This window comes from Clostridium subterminale, from assembly GCF_039521425.1.
Classification (GTDB): domain Bacteria; phylum Bacillota; class Clostridia; order Clostridiales; family Clostridiaceae; genus Clostridium_J; species Clostridium_J subterminale.
In genome coordinates this window covers 258,292-277,039 of record NZ_BAAACI010000001.1, presented here as the reverse complement: position 1 = coordinate 277,039, position 18,748 = coordinate 258,292, and the positions used below count along the sequence as shown (strand labels likewise).

The following is an 18,748-nucleotide window of genomic DNA, read 5'->3' as shown; positions in this document are numbered from 1 at the left end:
CCACAATATTTGATAATAAAAATATAACATATTATTAATAACATATTTTTTCTTTGTCCTTGTTGAAAAATACAGTAAATGTTATACTAGATAGGACTTAATTAATTCTAAAATATAATAATTGGAGAGATGACTTGTGAAAAAGAGAATTTTAGCATTATGGATGTTTTTTACTTTAGTGTTTACCTTTTCTTTCTCAACTATAGCGTTAGCAGAAAGTCAACCTGAGATTGTTGGTACTTCAGCTATTGTTATGGATTTAGAAACAAAGGAAATAATCTATTCTAAAAATATCGATGAAAAGAAACAACCAGCCAGTATTACTAAGCTGATGACCGCTTTACTATTAGCTGAAAATAAGAGTGAAACCGATTTACTTACTTATCCAGCTGCAGCTTTAAAGGAAGCTCCATATTCTTATGGACTTAATGTTCATCCAGTAACTCCTGGTGATACATTTACTGCTAAAGATGCTATGGACATACTACTTCTTTATTCAGGTAATGATATTGCTTATATGATAGCTGAAAATGTTGGTGGAACTAAGGATAAATTCATTGACATGATGAATGAAAAAGCTAAAGCCTTAGGTATGACTAATACTAATTTTGTAACACCTAATGGTCTTGATGATAATACTGATGATCACTATACAACAGCATACGATTTAGCCTTATTGTTAGATGCAGTTTACAGTAATGAGTGGATTAGAGAAACTATGTCTAAAAAGGAATCAGAAGTAAAATCAACTAAAGGACCTTCATCAATAGTTGAAAATAGAAATAAACTTATAGGTGTAGATGGAAATATTGGTGGAAAAACTGGTTATACAGAAAAGTCTGGAAGATGCTTAGCAGCTTTATATCAAAGAAATGGACACACTGTTGCAACCGTTGTATTAGGTTCAGAGTATAATTTTCCAGTGGACACTCAAGTATTTGAAGATACTAAAAACCTAGCTAACTATGGCTTTAATGCACAAAAAGAAATTTTTAAAGCTAAGGGCTCTCAAGTATCAGAAGTTACTATGGAGTATAATATTTTGCCTCTTATAGGACCTAAGAAAGCAATTAAAATTCCAGTTACTATTCATGAAGATATTTCATTATATCCTACAGATATAGAGCCAGAATTTATTTCTCAGCCAGGAAAGATAAATATATGGACATTAAGTAAAGATAAATCAATTGGTAAAGCAACTGTTGCCGTAAAGGGATATGAAAAACAATATGATATATATTCTGGAATATCCAATATGGATATAATTAAAAGCAATGTTCTTTATTATTTATTAGCTTTATTAGTATTAATAATATTAGCAGCGTTAGTAACACTAATAGTTTCTAAAATAAATAAAAAACGTAAAAAGAAAAGAAGACGTATATATAGATAATTTTAAAGATTCCCTATAGTTAATATTTACATAGGGAATCTTTTTTTATATGGATATAAGTCATAATGCATATCCTATATTTTTCCATATAGGATATTGTTTAAATATTTAGCTGGTTATTTCTTTATTTTCTATGGATTATAGTAGTTTTAGTTTTAGTTTAAATTTTGAGTTTAGGTTTTGGGGTTTTATTATTGTCAATTATGACAATAATACTTATGATTACTTTTTTCATTTTTAAAATAATATATATATTTCATAATAATTAGGTAAACGCCTAAATTAAATCAATAAGGTCTTCTATCTTATCTATTATAAAATCAGGATTATGTGTTTTTATTTTTTCTACATTTAAAGCTGTATAATTTACTAAGCAAGTTTTAGAACCTGCATTTTTTCCACATAAAATATCATTATGGCTATCCCCTACCATTATAGTTTCATTAGGGTTAACCTTTAGGACTTCACAAGCTTTTAACACTGGTTCACCATCTGGTTTATGTTTTCTACTATCTTCTGGAGTAATTATTACATCGAAATATTTCTCTAAGTCAAAACAATTAAGTCCTCTTAAAGCCGTTCCCCTTTTTTTAGATGTAACTATTGCTAATTTTAATCCTTTATCTTTTAGCTTTAATAGTCCATCTTCCACGTGATCATAAGATTTTATGTATTTATCATGGCAATTAAGACAGTATCTTATGTATTCATCAACTAATTCCTCAGCTCTCTCTTTATCATATTCACTCATTACATCTTTAAGTGGTATACCAAAGGATTCTACAATTTCCTCCTTTCCTATATTTAATCCTAAATAATTATTTAATACATAATTAAAGGAAGTTAATATTAATTCATTGGTATCTATTATTGTACCATCTAGGTCAAATAGTATTGCTTTAATCATATCTTTCTACTCCTTATTTATAAGTAATTTTAGCGGTATGTACCACTTTGAATAACTAAATCCATGGTTATCTCTATATGCACCATTTATATCCTTAACCATCACTGTAGCTCTTTTATTAATATTACTAATTATTCCTTCATATAATATGCCTTTGTATTTAAATTGAACAACTTGTCCTTTAACAAATGAGTTATTTATGGTTTTATTAAAGGCATCTTTACCTTTTAATATTTCATGATAACTACTTGTATGTCCAAATAAATTATAGGATATATTCTTAAATCTTTCACCTCTACAATTAGATATTTCATATTCATTAAATTCTATAACATGGCAAAGCTCATGCTCTAAAATAAGCATAAGAGCTTCTAGTGCATCATTAGCTTCTACTCCACATACAATTTTACTTCTATTATCTTCTATAAATCTTTCCATGACTCTATTACTTATTCTAATCTCATAGGTATGTTCTCTTCCTCTTTTGGAAAAAATAGTTTTTCCACCACTTGAAGTCATTCTATTAGAGATGGATAATTTAATACCTTCTGGTATAGTTTTCACTAAATATCCTCTTAAAACATAATAATCGTATATATCTATTAAATTAGAAATGTTTTTCAATGTTAAAATATCTATAGAGTTAAGCATATTAATTTTATGCCTTATGCAAAAATCTTTCTTTATAAAACTTCTCATATTTTCTTTATCACTTATGTTAACCGTAGATTCATTCATTAAGTATGTACTACCTTCCTTGAATAAATTTTATTCATCAAAAATGCTGAGCATGCACTTTAATACTATTGCATGCTCAACATTGATTTTAATATATATATAATTTTGAGACAGCCCAACTTTATTATTTTATTGATTTATATATAAGCCTACTTAATTGATCTTTCTCTTTTGAGTCTTCTATACCTCTTAATATGTTCTCATTAATCTTACTTATATCAATATTTTGTTCATTAATAAGATTTTCTAAGGAATTTATTGCATTTAAAAGTCTTATCTTTTTATTATCTTTAACTATTACCTTATCTGCAAAAGACCTAAAAGCGAGATATGTCAAGATTAGAACATCTTTATTATCTACAAATTCCTCATAATTTTCCACAAGATATACTACAGCTTTAGTTAGCAGATTTTTATATATTTCTATGCCTTCACCGTGGATAGTAAAAGACACTATACTTCTACCAGTATATATAACCTTATCTAATTTATCATCTTCTACAGATTTACCAAAGGCACCACTAGCTAATTGTTGTGTTGCCAGAATACGTAAGAATTCTGATTTATCTATGCCCTCATCATTTAAATTATCTAATTCTAATTCATCTAAACTTTGACTATAATAGAATTTTGGAGAGATTATATTAGTATCTCCCTTGTTAAAATCTATGTTAACTGGTAAGAATTTCCTCATAACTCCGCCTAATACAGGTTCATAAATTTCCTCTATTAGAATAAAGGAAGTTTCATCACTTATAATCCCAATGTCAGTAGATAACTCTATTATCTTATTTTTCATAGATTCATGAACTTCTCCACGTTCATATACAACTCTATTTTCTAAAGATTCTATTCTCTTTTTATACCAAACCTTTTCAATTAAATTGGCATTAACTTCTAAGTCTAATTTAGTTAGAACTATTCTTCGTTGTATTCTTCTATCTCCAACCATACCATTAAGGGTAACGATACCTTCTAGCTCTCCATCTACCTTAGCAAATATTGAAAATGGTTCTCCATCATACATATATTCTATAGTTCTAGGATAAGTTTTCTCAACTTTCATTCCACCCCAATCAATTTGAATATCCGTTATTTGTAAACCTCTTATTCTATTAAATTGATTTAAGATTACATCTTCAATTCTAATACTTCTATTAATAAATTCTGCTTTTCCAAAAGTAATTCTTGCTATTTTGTTTATAAAGTAAGTATTAACAGATGCATCTATTCCAAAAGGGAAGATTCTACTTCCAGCACAAGTTTTTTCTATATAATCAAGGATATCTTTCTCATCATCAACTACATCATCAGTAAATAAAATAATATTATTTTCTTCACCTTTATCCTCATTTAAAAAGGCATATTTTATTCCATCAAATATGTTAGCATCATTTTCACAAGATAACTTATCTATCCACTTAGATGCTTCCTTTAGATTCTCCTCATTAAACTCAACTCTTCTACTTTCAGAAAATTGCTTTAATGTGTCACCCATAGCAACTATGTTAAAAGTATCACCTTTATATAAATTTCTAAGACATAAGTGTAAAGCTGTTTTAGCCTCTTTTAACTTATCTCCTTCCATAGATTCAGATATATCGATAAGGAATATATAGTTTCCACTTTTTTCTTCTACATCCTCTTCAATTTCAGGTAGAAATCTTAAATATACAATTCCATTGTCTTCACTATAATTTTCATATATAATTCCACTAGTTTCACTTGAAATTTCCTCTAAGTAAATTGTCATAGCATTATCAAGGAGTTGATTCTCATCTTCAAGAGTTATCTTGTATAAATTGCTTTCATCATCATCTTCTTCTACTTCTATTTTGTGGGTATTACAAGAAAATTTAGCACTTTCAAAGGTTTCTACTAGTAGATTTAAAGATAGCTTATAGTTTTCTTGTTGATTCTTACATTCATTATATGGGTTTTCTGGAAGCACAATCTTAGGTATGATTAATTTTAGCTTAGAATGTTCATATACAAGCTCTTCAATATAGGAAATTTTCACAACTACAGTTTCACCTTTTAAAATTGTTCCAATGGACATCTTAAAATAATTTTTATTTAGCTCTTCTAATAAAAGTTTGCTTCCTGAATCTTCTCCAATATTCTCATATATCTTTTCTATTCCTTTTTTATCTTCTACTTTACCTTTTATAACTCTTCCACCTATATTAGTTTCAAAACCTGATATAACAGCTGTATCTGGTATAGGGAAGGTATAAATCCCCTTCACATCATTTTCACCTATATTTTCATAAACATGGCTTATTGTAAATTCAACAAACTCTCCACAAATATTACCTTCTATATCTACTTTTTTTAACAATATTTCTCCCGTAGAAATATCATTTTGCAACTTTTCATATTCCATAACCTCACTCCTTTTCTTGTATATCCTATAAATATTCTATTATGAAATTCTAAAATTTATATGATTTAATATTAAAATTTCTATAAATTTTTTTATACTAGAGAACTTCTTTTATTACTCTTAAAGCATTTTTATATAATATTTTTTCTATATTCCCTTCATGAAATCCTTCTTTTTGTAATGCTGTTATAAGTTTATCTATTTCTCCAATATTACTAATTTCTAAATTTTTAGGATTTATTCCATCAAAATCACTACCAAGGGATATTACATCTATACCACCTACATTATAAATATGATTTATATGTTTAACCATGTCTTTAACAGCACTTTTACTTCCACCTTCTATTAAGAAAGATTTTTCAAAGTTAATTCCAGTTACACCACCCTTTTCACTAAGAGTTCTAATCATATCATCAGTTAAGTTTCTACTGTGATTACACATAGACCTACTGTTTGAATGAGATGCTACAAAAGGTTTCTTGCTATATCTTGCCACATCATAGAAACCTCCATCGGATAGGTGGGAAACATCAATAATCATACCTAACTTATTCATTTCTTCAACGGTTTCTAATCCAAAGGTTTTTAACCCCTTATTTCTAAACTCTTCTTTACAGTTTGGATAACCTATGTTATTTTCATAATTCCAGGTTAAAGTCATAAGCCTTACTCCTAAATCATAAAAATTTCTTAAATTCTTAAGAGAGCCTTCTATAGCTTCACCTTCCTCTATAGTCAAGAAAGCTGATATCTTATCCTCCTCCTTATTTACTTCTAAATCTTCATAATTTTTTGCTACACTTATTTCATGATTGTTTTTTTCTAGCTCTTCATAAAATTTATTTAACATATCCATAGCTCTATTAAATGCCTTAGGATGCTCATTAAGATCAATAAATAAGGCAAAAAACTGTGCTAATGAATTCACTTTTATTAGTTTTTCTAGATCAATAGCTAAATTATTTTTCTTTAATTCCATATCCTTATTATCTATTAAATGACAAATCGTATCACAATGTAAATCAATTATACTCATATTATTTCCCCCTTAATTCTAAGACTATATCTTCTATTAAATTACCAATTAGTAAGTTATTTCTTACCGTAAATATATAATATAAACAGAGTTCTTTGCTTCAGAGGGAGTTTTATACTCCCATTAAAGCTTACTAACAGACTTCTAAGTATCAGTATTTTCGATACTTAGAAGTCGTTGTCCTTTAAGAAAAATCGTTATCCAGGGACGTAGCCACTCTTTACTCCCACTTTGAAGAAGATGGGGGTAAAGAGCTGGTAGTCATCGGATAAATAATATAAATCTATATCTATTATATTATAAATTCACCTTCTTTATTTATATATCCTTCTTTTTCATCTATTATAACCTTACATATTCCATTATAAAAGTTATCTACTTCATCAAATTTAGGTTCTATTATTACATTACCTTTTAAATCTACAAAGCCCCACTTTTCATTAATTTCTACGGAAAATACACCTTCACTATACTCAAGGACATTATCATACTCTATAGGTATTACTATGTTTCCTTTTTTATCTATAAATCCATATTTATCTTCTATGGAAACTGCTGCATATTCAGTATTAAAATTATCTGCCCAGCTGTATTTTCTTTCAATTACAAACTCACCATTTATATTAATATATCCCCATATATTATCTATAGATACAGCTGCAAGACCATTAAGAAATTCATTAGTAAAATCAAAGTTTCCTTCTATTTTTATATTAAAACTTTCATTCACGTATATATTTTTTCCCTTTAAGCCTACATTAGCCAAACCTTCATTAAAATTGTTAGCATATTCATATATAAAACCACTAATGCACTGACCTTCTAAATTTATATATCCATAGTTATCACCTTTTCTAACTATAGCTAGACCATTTTCTTCAAATTCATTAGCTTCATCAAAGGTTGGAGATATTATCATCTTACCATCTTTATTAACATATCCCCACTTTCCTAATACTTTTACTGCTGCAAGTCCTTCAGTAAATCCTTTCCCTTCTTCATATTTTATTGGTATTATCTCATTACCAGTTAAGTCTATATATCCATATTTATGGTTTAACTCTACTAAAGCCATACCTTCATTAAAATAATTTATATCATGATATTTAGGATTTATTATGAAATCTCCTTCTCTATCTACAAAGCCACATAATCCATCTACCTCTACAAAGCCCATTTCATCCTCAAATTCATCGGCAAAATCAAAAATAAAAGGAATTATAGTTTTTCCATTTTCATCTATATAACCATATTTTTCATCCAATTCAACGGGATACATTTTCATAATCTTTTTCTCCTTTGCTTATTTAGTATATGAATATTATACCATTTATACGAATAAAAAGTCTTATATTATCTTAATTGAAGATAAACTTTTCTATAGATTTAACTATTTAGCCATTATTATTTCACACCTTATATATTATTAATACAATCTCTATTTAATTATACAATTGTTAGTAATTATAATTTATATTATAATTAAAAAGGTGTAATAATAAGTGTAGAAATTTCTACACAATATAAAGGAGTGTTAAATATATGAAAAATTGTATAGTAGCTCAATCTGGTGGTCCTACTTCTGTAATAAATGCCAGTGCTATGGGAGTATTTAAAGCAAATGAAGAACTACACTATTTTGACAATGTATATGCAGGAATTAACGGTATTGAAGGAATTTTAAGTGAAAATATAATAAATCTTTCTGATATTGACAGTAAAGTTATTGATAGATTAATTTATACCCCATCTTCAGGACTTGGGTCTTGCAGATACAAATTAAAAACCTATGAAGATAATAAAGAAGAATACATAAAACTTTTTGATATTTTTAAGAAGCATGAAATTGATACTTTCTTCTATATTGGTGGAAATGATTCAATGGATACAGTTCATAAACTTAGTAACTATGCAAAGGAACATAATCTTCCTGTAAAATTCTTTGGAGTTCCTAAAACCATAGATAATGATCTTCCAGTAATGGACCATACTCCTGGCTTTGGAAGTGCTGCTAAATTTATCTCAACTATAGCTCTAGAAAACAAACTAGATGCTAGTGTTTATACTGCAAAGAATGTATTTGTTATTGAAGCTATGGGCCGTGATACAGGATGGCTTGCTGCTAGTTCTTGTATTGCTACATTAAATGGAGAGCCAGTAGTAGATTTAATTTATCTTCCAGAGGTTGCCTTTGATGAAGATAAGTTTTTAAAAGATATATCTAAAAAATTAGAAGAAAAAAATTCTGTGGTTATAGTAGTTTCTGAAGGAATAAGAACAGCTGATGGTACTTTCCTTGGTGAAATGGGTGGTACTGGTTTAGATAAATTTGGCCACGCTCAATTAGGTGGAGTATGTAGTTACATTAAAAATGTAATTACTGAGAATGGAGTTTGTAAGAAAGTAAGAGCTATAGAACTTTCAACTATGCAACGTTGTGCGATGCACTTTGCTTCTCAAACCGATATTGATGAAGCATTTAACTGTGGCTTTGCTGCATTAAAATACTCTGCTGAAGGTGAAAGTGGTTATATGATAGGTATTAAGAGAGTTTCTAATGCTCCATATAAATCAGAAACCTTTGCTGTCCACACTTCTGAAGTAGCAAACTCTATAAAATATTTCCCTAAGGAATGGATCAATGAAGAAGGTAACAATGTAACTAAAGAAGCCTATGAATATACATTACCTTTAATTATGGGAGAACCAAAAATTCAATATGAAAATGGTCTTCCCAAATATGCTTTCATAACAAAATAGTATTACAAAGTACAAATAATTAATTTTACTTATAATGAAAGGAGTGGTTTCTATTTAAAACCACTCCTTTTATAAATTAAATTTTCAACATTTTTTCAATGATAGAAAGAGCCTCTTTATCTGCAATAACAGTTAAATTAGGATGTAATTGTAATATAGAAGCAGGAATTTTTGGTGTAATTGTTTCAAAAAGAGCTTCATACAAAATTGCTGCCTTACTAAATCCATTTACTATTAAAAGAATTCGTTTTGACTGCATAATGGCTTTTATTCCCATAGTAATAGCATACTCAGGAACCTCTTCAATACTATTAAAGAATCTTGAATTAGCATCAATAGTCCTTTTATTTAACTTAACCTTATGAGTGTTCTTTTCAAAGACTTCTCCCGATTCATTAAACCCTATATGTCCATTATGACCTATACCTAAAAGTTGAAGATCAATACCTCCAGAATCTGAAATCAATTTATCATATCTACTACACTCTAAATCAATGTTGGAAGCCATTCCATTAGGTATATTAATATTTTTTGAGGTCATATTAATATGTTTAAATAAATTTTCCTTCATATAATAATGGTAACTTTGATTATGGTCTGGTGACAAACCATAGTATTCATCTAGATTTATACTATGTACCTTTGAAAAATCTAATTCTCTATCATTGTATTTATTAATTAACTGCTCATATACTCCTAAGGGAGTGGAACCAGTGGCAAGTCCTAATACAGAGTTTGGGTAAAGTATAACTTGAGCAGAAATTATATTGGCAGCTTTTCTACTCATACTTTCATAATCGTCTGCTTTAATAATATTCATTTTTATTCCTCCTCTATGCTTAAGTCCAATTACAAGTAGGCTGTATATTTTCCTTAAGTTAAATTTAGTATTTAATAGAATATATAATCTATTATAACATATATTACATAAGGAGATTTTAATATAAATATTTATTTTCTTAAAATATACCAATAAAAAAAGAGTGGATAATAATTGCATTCACCTTCCTATCAACTACCTTCATAAATAGCTAATAGGAAAAAATGTTTAAAGTCCACTCTCTTGTGTTTTATAAAAAGTTTATGAAATTAACCTTGTTAGTGGTGGTAGTTCACTAATCTATGTATTATACTAAGATGAGCTATAAATTTATGCTAATGAATTTATTATTGTTATTACTCATGTTATCTTAGTTACCTGCTGTCTCTGTACTATCTTTTTTATCCTCAGCTACATAATTAGGATAAAATTCTTTTTCTCCAGCTTTAACAGTAATTATATTATCAGTTACTGTTATAACAAAAGTTCCACCTTGAGATTGTGGTGTTGGAAGTTTGCCATCAAAATAATCATTTGCTATCTCCGTTATATCACTTTCTTCAATAGGTCCTGAAGCATTTATATCTCCTTCTATTATCTCTGTTTTAACTGCCACAGCTATTGAGTTAGCATTTGAAACATCGGTTTTTTCTTTAGCTTCATCCACCTTAGATACCATTGTTGGTGCTACAGCTAAAGCCAATACACCTATTATCCCTAAAACTACTAGTAACTCAATTAATGTAAATCCCTTTTTCTTAGCTTTACTATTTTTCTTATTCACACTACTCCTCCTTTCATTTTTATATTCACAACACTTGTGTTAAATACACAAATACATAAACTATATTATCCATATAATACATTTTTATACATATAATTTTTGTTTTTCTATAAATTTCAATATATTTTCTTCACAAAATAAAGCACCTAGGATTTAATTTTAATCCTAGGTACTTTTATTAAATAAACTAATTCTTTATTAATATTTCATTACATTTTTCTCTTATAAGAAAGGCCTCATCATAATGATCATCAATAACTATAGCTTCTTCTGCACATTTTAATGCTTCTATATGATTTCCATTTTTTAAATATATTTTAGCTTTAAGCAAGTAGTATCTTTCATCATCAGACACTTCTATGGCATTATTAATAAAGGTTAAAGCCTTATCATATTGGAAATCAACTATTGCATAAAAATAATATGATATTATACAGTGGATTTTATCTTGTCTTGGATATAAATTAAATATACCCATTAGAAAACTAAGAATTTCTTTTCTTGAAAGGAAAGTCTTTCTTACTGTGCCTCTATTCATATCTTTATAGGACATTTTAAACAAATAATCTACTGCTTCCGTGTACTTATATCTTCTAATATAAATGCAAACTTTATTTATATTCATATATAAATCATTAGGCGCAAGATTAAGAGCTTGTTCCATATATCCCATGGACTTCTCATATTCACCAATCTCAAAATGAGTTCTTGCTAAAAGGTTAAAGTATTTACCATTGTCACTTTTTAGGCTAATGGCCTTATTAAGATTATATATAACCTCTGAATAAGAAAAACAATCTAAATTATGAACTCCAACTAAATCTTTTAAGGAGGTCTTAGAACTATTTAAAAGTCTCAATACTAATACAATTGCCCTTCCTTTTCTATAATACCCATGAGCACCATTGTTTTTTACTTCAATAAGCCTATCGTAAATATTAATGGCCTTATTATAATTTTGTATTACTTTATATATGGATTGGTTCTTTACAATAACTTCATATTCCTCCCCCAATTCCAAAGATAGCTCTTCTATATAATCATACCAAAAGTCATTATCTAGTTCTAAATTTATAGCTCTCTTACAGTTGTGTATTATTCTGTCGCATCTATCATCTAAAGTTAAATATTCATCTTCCTTTATCCTATGAATTTCATTTATAAGCATATCTGACATGCTTTTTTTATATTCATCATATTTTTCCTTATATATATCTTCAGCTTCATACATATTTTTAATTATACACTCGTAGCTTTGAACTTTTATATTATAAGGACATTCATTATATTTAACTATGCTACCTAATACATCTAATGCCTCATCATATCTTTTTAGTTTCATAAAAATAAAACCCTTATGATATAAGTATCCATAGTAATCTTTATTTTTAATGCTTATAACTTCATTTAATACTTTTAGAATTATATCTACATCATTAGTTAATGATGTCCTTTCCATAACAGCATCAATAAGTTCTCTTACTTTTTGGTCTATATAGCTTTTATTAATATATTCTCTATCCTCATACTCAGAGTTATTTTCTATATTATATAGGATTTTATATATACTTATCATTTCTAAAAAGTAATTGTTATCGATTAAAATATATTTTCCTTCTTCTACTAATTCTAAATATTTTACACTTACATATTCAGAACTGCTATGATAGTGGTCATTTTCTTCTTCCTTAAGAATAACTTGAAGAAGTTTCATATAGTTTTCATAAAGATTATAATAATCCCCTAGGTTTATAAATTTCTTTATGTTATCTAAATATAGATTTTTTAAAATCCCTCCTAGCCTAGCTAAGTTTTCACCAAATATCTCTACATCACCATAACTACTATAACTAGAAAGAGCGTAGTTAAGTCCTTCATAATAAGTTTCAAACGCTTCTTCAAATCTATCTAATTTTTCTAAGGTTTTTCCTTTATGATTATAAATATATTCATCTGCAGTTATTCCAAAGGATAAATCTATATAAAAAAGTGCTTTTCTATAATCTTTTTCCTCGTAATAGGCAAAGGATAAAAGGTCATATACTTCATCAGTTTTATTAAAGGTCATAGCCTTTTCTAAGGCATCAAAAGCTTCCTTCATTCTATCCAGCTTAAGTAGCATTTTTCCCTTCAATATGTAATAATCATATCCTTTATCATGATCTATTACGCTATCTAAATTCAGTAGTATCTTTTCAGCTTCCACTTTTGTTATATTATTATAATTATCATACTTTTCTTCTATGTTAAATTTGTTGTAATCCATACTTCCTCCTAAACGATAAGCCTTATGTATCCATATTTAGATTTTACCATAGATGGATATAAATCTAAATTAATAAATGATTAACTTTCATTTATTGCCATACTATTTATAATTTATATGGATTTAAATTACTATATATTCCTTTAAAATATGGTAATATATAATTAAAAATGAACATTAGGAGGCAACTATAAATGCAGAATATTAATAGTGAAAATTACAAAACTGCTATATTTGCTGGTGGGTGCTTTTGGTGCATGGTATCCCCGTTTGATATATTAGACGGAATTATAAGTGTTACTTCTGGCTATACTGGCGGTGACTTAAGCAATCCCACCTATAAAGATGTAAAAGCTCAAATTACAGGTCATTATGAAGCTATTAAAATTACTTACGATTGTTCTATCATCACCTATGAAAAGCTCTTAGATGCCTTTTGGAGACAGATAGACCCAACAGATGATGAAGGTCAATTTCAAGATAGAGGTTCTTCCTACATTGCTGCTATCTTCTACATGGATGAGAATCAAAGAATAATTGCTGAAAAATCTAAAAAAGCTCTAAGCGATTCAGGTAGATTTCCTAAAGAAGTAGTTACTAGAATTCTTCAGGCCTCAACCTTCTATGAAGCAGAAGAATATCATCAAGAATTTTATAAAACTCATCCTACAGAATATACAAAGGATAGAAGTATATCTGGAAGAGATGAATTTATAGAAAAATATTGGGGTGATGATTATTACAAAATATATTAAGAATAAATATCTTTTACAGTTTCCTCTTGGATAATTCTTTCAAATGTAATGAATAATAAATAATAATTGTATTAATTAAATCTATATAACGTAACTTTAATATTTTAAGATTGGATGTGCTATTATGAAGAAAGAACATAGTGAGTTATTTAAATTACTTATCAATGCCTACTATAATGATAAATTAGATAAAGTTATTGAGGAAATATTAAAGGATAGCTCTGTTGATAAAGAAACCTTAGCTGCAGAAATTTCTTCTCTATGTGGAGTGAATCTGTCCTTTACTAATAATTACATAGAAGATCTAAAACATGCCATAAATAATTATGAGTCAGATCACAAAATTGTAAATAAAATTAAACTATGTAAAATGGAATGTAAGGTAGATTGTAATGAAAAGACAAGATGTCAAGAAAGTTGTCCCTTTGATGCTATTTTGTATGATGAAAAAACTAAGAGTACCTATATAGATAGTGAAAAATGTACAGATTGTGGTTTCTGCGTAGAAGGATGTCCAACCGGAAGTATTCTAGATACTGTAGAATTTATGCCACTGGCTAAACTACTAAAGGAAAATACTCCTGTAGTTGCAGCTGTTGCCCCTGCTATAATGGGTCAATTTGGAGATAGTACCATTGAACAGCTTAGAACTGCTTTTAAATCTCTAGGCTTTACTGATATGGTTGAAGTGGCATTTTTTGCAGATATGCTTACACTTAAAGAAACCATAGAATTTGATGCTCATGTTAAAACTAGTTCAGACTTTATGATTACATCTTGCTGTTGTCCTATGTGGGTTGGAATGCTAAAAAAAGTCTATAAAGACTTGTTGCCCCATACCTCACCTACTGTATCTCCGATGATTGCAGCTGGTAGAGTATTAAAAAAATTAAATCATGATGTAAAAATAGTATTTATTGGCCCATGTGTAGCGAAAAAAGCAGAAGTTAAATCTCCTGACTTACTTGGTGACATTGATTTTGTACTAACCTTTGCAGAATTAAAAGAAATTTTTGAAGCCTTTAATGTAGCTCCAGAAACCCTTGAAGGCACCCCATCCATGGAATACGCATCACGAGGTGGAAGACTTTATGCACGTACCGGTGGTGTTTCAATTGCCATAAAAGATTGTATAGAAAGAATGTTTCCTGAAAAATATAAACTTGTAAACCCAATTCAAGGTAACGGAATAAAGGAATGTAAAGAAATATTACAAGATCTTCAAAATGGTAATATAAAAGGAAACTTTATTGAAGGAATGGGATGTGTAGGCGGATGCGTTGGTGGCCCTAAAGCCATTGTTCCTAGAGATAATTCTAAAACTGCCGTAGATACCTTTGCAGATAACTCAAAATATAAAGTTGCCTACGATAGCCCAGTAATGAATGGAATCTTAGATGCCATTGGCATATTCACCATAGAAGATTACAAAGATGAAAGTAAAACACAAATATTTCATAGAGACTTTTAAAAAGACTGTATTAATGAAACTTCCTATTAAATTAATTTTTATCTAATAAAAGATTGAGCATGCACTTATATTAAAGTGCATGCTCAATCTTTATTTATTATACAATTCTTTTATTTTTTCAAAGGCTTCGTTACTAAGTATGTGTTCTATACGACAGGCATCTTCATCAGCTATTTCTTCTGATACTTTTAAAGTGTCCATTAGATATTTAGTGATGAGAGTGTGTCTTTCATATATTTCACTTGCTTTTTTCATACCTTTTTCTGTGAGAGTTATTTCCCCTCCTTGTTCCATGTTTATATACTCAGCTTTTTTCAGTATGCCCATGGCTCTGCTAATGCTGGCTTTAGTATAATCTAATTCATTTGCTATATCTATAGAACGTACAGAGCCCTTTTTTCTTTGAAGCAATAAAATAGTTTCTAAATAATTTTCCCCGGATTCATGTATTTTCATAATAATCTCCTGTAAAGTTCCTTTTTACCCATTTTATCATAGGTTAAATTTTCATTCAACTTTCTAAATTAGTTCCTAATATAATTAAAATTACCCATTACATGAAAAATATTCTCATTTTCAATTGACATGATAAATCATTTGTAGTAAACTCGAAATATAGGTTAGTTAAAGCTGACTTATATTTTAGAATATCAGTTAGCTTATGCATACTTAAAGGAGGAATTTATATGCCACTTACTATGGCCAAATCTGGAGAAAAAGTTTTTATAAAGAAAATTAATGGGAAAGAAGAAACCGTAAGATTTTTAAAAAGCCTAGGATTTATTGTAGGTGAAAGCATAACTCTTATATCAGAGTTAGGTGGAAATTTAATTATTAATGTTAAAGATAGCCGTATTGCTATAGATAAATCTATGGCAAATAGGATTATTATATAGAAATTATTTTAGGAGGTAATTATGAGTACATTAAAGGATGTAAAGCCAGGACAAACTGTTACAGTAGTTAAAATTCAGGGTGAAGGTGCTGTAAAACGTAGGATTATGGACATGGGAGTTACTAAAGGCTCTTCTATCCATCTAAGGAAGATAGCTCCCTTAGGAGATCCTATTGAAATAACTATTCGAGGATATGAACTTTCTATTCGAAAATCTGATGCTGAAAAAATATTAGTTGAATAGTTTCTAAATCTAAAATTTTCACAGAGTTAAATCTCTGTATATTTTTCATCAACAAGTTAGCAGTGGCTAACATTTAGGGGGGATTAAAATGGGTATAAAAATAGCTCTTGCTGGAAACCCAAACTGTGGTAAAACCACAATTTTCAATGAACTTACAGGTAGTTCTCAATATGTAGGAAATTGGCCTGGAGTAACTGTAGAAAAGAAAGAAGGAAAATTAAAAGGGCATAAGGATGTAACTATCGTTGATTTACCAGGTATTTATTCATTATCACCTTATACCCTAGAAGAAGTCGTTACTCGTAACTTCTTAATTGAGGAAAGACCAGATGTGATTATCAATATAGTTGATGGATCAAATATTGAAAGAAATCTTTATTTAACAACTCAACTTGTAGAACTTGGGATTCCTGTAGTTATAGCTTTAAATATGATGGACGTAGTAAATAAAAATGGAGACATCATAAACACTTCAAAGCTTTCTAAGACACTTGGATGTGAAGTATTAGAAACCTCTGCCCTTAAAGGTAAAGGTCTAAAGGAATTATCTAATAAAGCCGTAGAGATTGGTAAAAATACTCCAAAGGTGACCTTACTCGATACCTTTAGTAAGGATACAGAAGATGTTTTAAGTAACATAGAAAAATTATTAAAAGGAAACTCGCTAATAAAAAACCCACGTTGGTTTTATATTAAACTCTTTGAAAGAGACGAAAAAGTTCTTGATTATTTAAAACTAGATAATAATACAAAACATAAATTGGATGATTTAATTAAAAATTATGAGAACTCTCTTGATGATGATGCAGAAAGTATTATTACCACTGAGCGTTATGACTATATAGGTAAAATAACTACCTCATGTGTTAAGAAGAAAAACAACTCTAATTTAACTACTTCAGATAAGATAGATAAAATTGTTACTAACAGATGGCTTGCTCTTCCAATTTTTGCACTAATAATGTTAGGTATTTATTATATTGCCGTTACTACTATTGGAACTATAGCTACTGATTGGGTAAATGACACTCTTTTTGCTGAAATCATTCAAGGGAATGTTTCTGACTGGTTAATGAATATGCAGGTAGCTGACTGGTTACATGGATTAATTGTAGATGGTATTATCGGTGGTGTTGGTGCAGTTCTTGGATTTGTACCACAAATAATGGTTTTATTCTTCTTAATATCTTTACTAGAAGACTGTGGTTATATGGCTCGTGTAGCCTTTATTATGGATAGAATTTTCCGTAGATTTGGTCTTTCTGGAAAATCATTTATTCCTATGCTAATTGGGTCTGGTTGTAGTGTTCCTGCTGTTATGGCAAGTAGAACTATTGAAAATGATAGAGATAGAAAAATGACTATAATGCTTACTCCATTTATCCCATGTAGTGCTAAACTACCAGTATTTGCACTACTAGCTGGTGCTTTCTTCCCTACTCAACCTTGGGCAGCACCATCCATGTACTTCTTGGGTATAGCTATGGTTATACTTTCAGGAATAATTCTTAAGAAAACTAAGCTATTCAAAGGTGATCCAGCTCCTTTCGTTATGGAACTACCACAATATAGAATACCTAGCTTAAAAGGTCTTCTTATTCACATGTGGGATAGAGGTAAAGCCTTTATCATAAAAGCTGGTACTATTATATTCGTAGCTTCAGGTCTTATATGGTTCTTACAATCCTTTAGCTGGTCTCTTCAAATGGTAGACGCACAAGATAGTATATTAGCTTCCATTGGAAATGTAATAGCTCCTATCTTTGCACCTTTAGGATTTGGTAACTGGCAATCTGCCGTTGCTACTGTAACTGGATTCTTAGCTAAAGAAAATGTGGTTGCTACCTTTGGTGTCCTATTTGGTTTAGGTGCTGAACTAACTGAAAGTGATCCTAATTTAGTTTCAACTATGGGCGATCTATTTAATGTGGTTAGCGCTTACTCCTTCATGGCATTCACCCTTCTAGCTGCTCCATGCTTTGCTGCTATAGGTGCCATAAAACGTGAAATGGGGTCTTGGAAATGGACATTTATCGCCTTAGGATATCAAACTGCCTTAGCATATGTGGTTGCCTTAATCATATATCAAGTTGGACGCTTAATCTTTTTATAAAGGAGGTGTTACTATGGCAACATTTTTAATCGGTGCTGTAGTTATAGGTGCTATGATATTAGTATCAGTAAAACAATTTAAAAAACACTCTAAAGGTGATGGTTGTGGCTGTGGTTGTTCAGGCTGCTCCCAAGCTAGCAAGTGTCATAGATAAAATAAAGCTGAGGAAATTTCCTC

The 18,748-nt window shown here is 29.2% G+C and carries 17 protein-coding genes; 8 read left to right on the top strand and 9 right to left on the bottom strand.

What is annotated here, in order from left to right; translation table 11 throughout:
- Window positions 1-136: 136 nt before the first annotated feature.
- Window positions 137-1,393, top strand: coding sequence for a D-alanyl-D-alanine carboxypeptidase family protein (locus tag ABDZ93_RS01545; RefSeq protein WP_343822992.1), 1,257 nt, complete (start codon window positions 137-139; stop codon window positions 1,391-1,393).
- A gap of 277 nt (window positions 1,394-1,670) precedes the next feature.
- Here the strand turns inward: ABDZ93_RS01545 and ppaX are convergent, their stop codons facing one another.
- The 5 genes from ppaX to ABDZ93_RS01520 form a co-directional block, all read right to left on the bottom strand.
- Window positions 1,671-2,300: a pyrophosphatase PpaX gene (gene ppaX, locus ABDZ93_RS01540; RefSeq protein ID WP_343822990.1), complete on the bottom strand. Its 630-nt coding sequence runs from the start codon at window positions 2,298-2,300 to the stop codon at window positions 1,671-1,673.
- Between the two features lie 6 nt (window positions 2,301-2,306).
- A complete protein-coding gene (locus tag ABDZ93_RS01535; RefSeq protein ID WP_343822988.1) occupies window positions 2,307-3,038 on the bottom strand; it encodes a hypothetical protein in 732 nt (243 codons plus the stop codon).
- Window positions 3,039-3,162: 124 nt separating this feature from the next.
- Window positions 3,163-5,424, bottom strand: coding sequence for a VIT and vWA domain-containing protein (locus ABDZ93_RS01530; RefSeq protein ID WP_343822986.1), 2,262 nt, complete (start codon window positions 5,422-5,424; stop codon window positions 3,163-3,165).
- 97 nt (window positions 5,425-5,521) lie between these two features.
- Window positions 5,522-6,463 carry a dipeptidase gene (locus ABDZ93_RS01525; RefSeq protein WP_343822985.1) on the bottom strand — a complete coding sequence of 314 codons (942 nt, stop codon included), beginning with the start codon at window positions 6,461-6,463 and terminating at the stop codon, window positions 5,522-5,524.
- A gap of 292 nt (window positions 6,464-6,755) precedes the next feature.
- Window positions 6,756-7,748, bottom strand: a complete 993-nt coding sequence (locus ABDZ93_RS01520) for a WG repeat-containing protein (RefSeq protein WP_343822984.1) — start codon at window positions 7,746-7,748, stop codon at window positions 6,756-6,758.
- A gap of 257 nt (window positions 7,749-8,005) precedes the next feature.
- Here ABDZ93_RS01520 and ABDZ93_RS01515 point away from each other — a divergent pair, with 257 nt between their 5' ends.
- Window positions 8,006-9,223: a 6-phosphofructokinase gene (locus ABDZ93_RS01515; RefSeq protein WP_343822982.1), complete on the top strand. Its 1,218-nt coding sequence runs from the start codon at window positions 8,006-8,008 to the stop codon at window positions 9,221-9,223.
- A gap of 76 nt (window positions 9,224-9,299) precedes the next feature.
- On the opposite strand, the gene nagB is transcribed toward ABDZ93_RS01515, so the two are convergent.
- The 3 genes from nagB to ABDZ93_RS01500 all read right to left on the bottom strand — a co-directional run bounded on the left by nagB (window position 9,300) and on the right by ABDZ93_RS01500 (window position 13,093).
- Entirely contained in the window at window positions 9,300-10,043 is a 744-nt protein-coding gene (gene nagB / locus ABDZ93_RS01510) for a glucosamine-6-phosphate deaminase (protein ID WP_343822980.1), read from the bottom strand.
- Window positions 10,044-10,413: 370 nt separating this feature from the next.
- Entirely contained in the window at window positions 10,414-10,827 is a 414-nt protein-coding gene (locus ABDZ93_RS01505; RefSeq protein WP_343822978.1) for a prepilin-type N-terminal cleavage/methylation domain-containing protein, read from the bottom strand.
- 187 nt (window positions 10,828-11,014) lie between these two features.
- On the bottom strand, window positions 11,015-13,093 hold the full coding sequence (locus ABDZ93_RS01500) for a tetratricopeptide repeat protein (RefSeq protein WP_343822976.1): 2,079 nt from the start codon (window positions 13,091-13,093) through the stop codon (window positions 11,015-11,017).
- Between the two features lie 194 nt (window positions 13,094-13,287).
- Here ABDZ93_RS01500 and msrA point away from each other — a divergent pair, with 194 nt between their 5' ends.
- Both msrA and ABDZ93_RS01490 read left to right on the top strand, forming a co-directional pair.
- Entirely contained in the window at window positions 13,288-13,848 is a 561-nt protein-coding gene (gene msrA / locus ABDZ93_RS01495; protein WP_343822974.1) for a peptide-methionine (S)-S-oxide reductase MsrA, read from the top strand.
- A gap of 124 nt (window positions 13,849-13,972) precedes the next feature.
- Window positions 13,973-15,319 carry a [Fe-Fe] hydrogenase large subunit C-terminal domain-containing protein gene (locus tag ABDZ93_RS01490; protein ID WP_343822973.1) on the top strand — a complete coding sequence of 449 codons (1,347 nt, stop codon included), beginning with the start codon at window positions 13,973-13,975 and terminating at the stop codon, window positions 15,317-15,319.
- 90 nt (window positions 15,320-15,409) lie between these two features.
- Here the strand turns inward: ABDZ93_RS01490 and ABDZ93_RS01485 are convergent, their stop codons facing one another.
- Complete coding sequence (locus ABDZ93_RS01485) at window positions 15,410-15,775, bottom strand: metal-dependent transcriptional regulator (protein WP_343822972.1); 366 nt, start codon at window positions 15,773-15,775, stop codon at window positions 15,410-15,412.
- Between the two features lie 230 nt (window positions 15,776-16,005).
- Between ABDZ93_RS01485 and ABDZ93_RS01480 the strand changes: the two genes are divergently transcribed.
- The 4 genes from ABDZ93_RS01480 to ABDZ93_RS01465 all read left to right on the top strand — a co-directional run bounded on the left by ABDZ93_RS01480 (window position 16,006) and on the right by ABDZ93_RS01465 (window position 18,725).
- Window positions 16,006-16,215, top strand: coding sequence for a FeoA family protein (locus ABDZ93_RS01480; RefSeq protein ID WP_343822971.1), 210 nt, complete (start codon window positions 16,006-16,008; stop codon window positions 16,213-16,215).
- Between the two features lie 21 nt (window positions 16,216-16,236).
- Window positions 16,237-16,458, top strand: coding sequence for a FeoA family protein (locus ABDZ93_RS01475; protein WP_343822970.1), 222 nt, complete (start codon window positions 16,237-16,239; stop codon window positions 16,456-16,458).
- An 88-nt stretch (window positions 16,459-16,546) separates the two neighbouring features.
- Window positions 16,547-18,571 (top strand): ferrous iron transport protein B, encoded by a 2,025-nt coding sequence (gene feoB / locus ABDZ93_RS01470; protein WP_343822968.1) that lies wholly within the window; start codon window positions 16,547-16,549, stop codon window positions 18,569-18,571.
- Between the two features lie 13 nt (window positions 18,572-18,584).
- Window positions 18,585-18,725, top strand: coding sequence for a FeoB-associated Cys-rich membrane protein (locus ABDZ93_RS01465; protein ID WP_343822966.1), 141 nt, complete (start codon window positions 18,585-18,587; stop codon window positions 18,723-18,725).
- Window positions 18,726-18,748 lie beyond the last annotated feature (23 nt).

Coding starts and splice junctions, on each gene's coding strand:
- ppaX (WP_343822990.1), bottom strand. CDS start 2,300: ATGATTAAAGCAATACTATTTGACCTAGATGGTACAATAATAGATACC.
- ABDZ93_RS01535 (WP_343822988.1), bottom strand. CDS start 3,038: ATGAATGAATCTACGGTTAACATAAGTGATAAAGAAAATATGAGAAGT.
- ABDZ93_RS01530 (WP_343822986.1), bottom strand. CDS start 5,424: ATGGAATATGAAAAGTTGCAAAATGATATTTCTACGGGAGAAATATTG.
- ABDZ93_RS01525 (WP_343822985.1), bottom strand. CDS start 6,463: ATGAGTATAATTGATTTACATTGTGATACGATTTGTCATTTAATAGAT.
- ABDZ93_RS01520 (WP_343822984.1), bottom strand. CDS start 7,748: ATGAAAATGTATCCCGTTGAATTGGATGAAAAATATGGTTATATAGAT.
- ABDZ93_RS01515 (WP_343822982.1), top strand. CDS start 8,006: ATGAAAAATTGTATAGTAGCTCAATCTGGTGGTCCTACTTCTGTAATA.
- nagB (WP_343822980.1), bottom strand. CDS start 10,043: ATGAATATTATTAAAGCAGACGATTATGAAAGTATGAGTAGAAAAGCT.
- ABDZ93_RS01500 (WP_343822976.1), bottom strand. CDS start 13,093: ATGGATTACAACAAATTTAACATAGAAGAAAAGTATGATAATTATAAT.
- msrA (WP_343822974.1), top strand. CDS start 13,288: ATGCAGAATATTAATAGTGAAAATTACAAAACTGCTATATTTGCTGGT.
- ABDZ93_RS01490 (WP_343822973.1), top strand. CDS start 13,973: ATGAAGAAAGAACATAGTGAGTTATTTAAATTACTTATCAATGCCTAC.
- ABDZ93_RS01485 (WP_343822972.1), bottom strand. CDS start 15,775: ATGAAAATACATGAATCCGGGGAAAATTATTTAGAAACTATTTTATTG.
- ABDZ93_RS01480 (WP_343822971.1), top strand. CDS start 16,006: ATGCCACTTACTATGGCCAAATCTGGAGAAAAAGTTTTTATAAAGAAA.
- ABDZ93_RS01475 (WP_343822970.1), top strand. CDS start 16,237: ATGAGTACATTAAAGGATGTAAAGCCAGGACAAACTGTTACAGTAGTT.
- feoB (WP_343822968.1), top strand. CDS start 16,547: ATGGGTATAAAAATAGCTCTTGCTGGAAACCCAAACTGTGGTAAAACC.
- ABDZ93_RS01465 (WP_343822966.1), top strand. CDS start 18,585: ATGGCAACATTTTTAATCGGTGCTGTAGTTATAGGTGCTATGATATTA.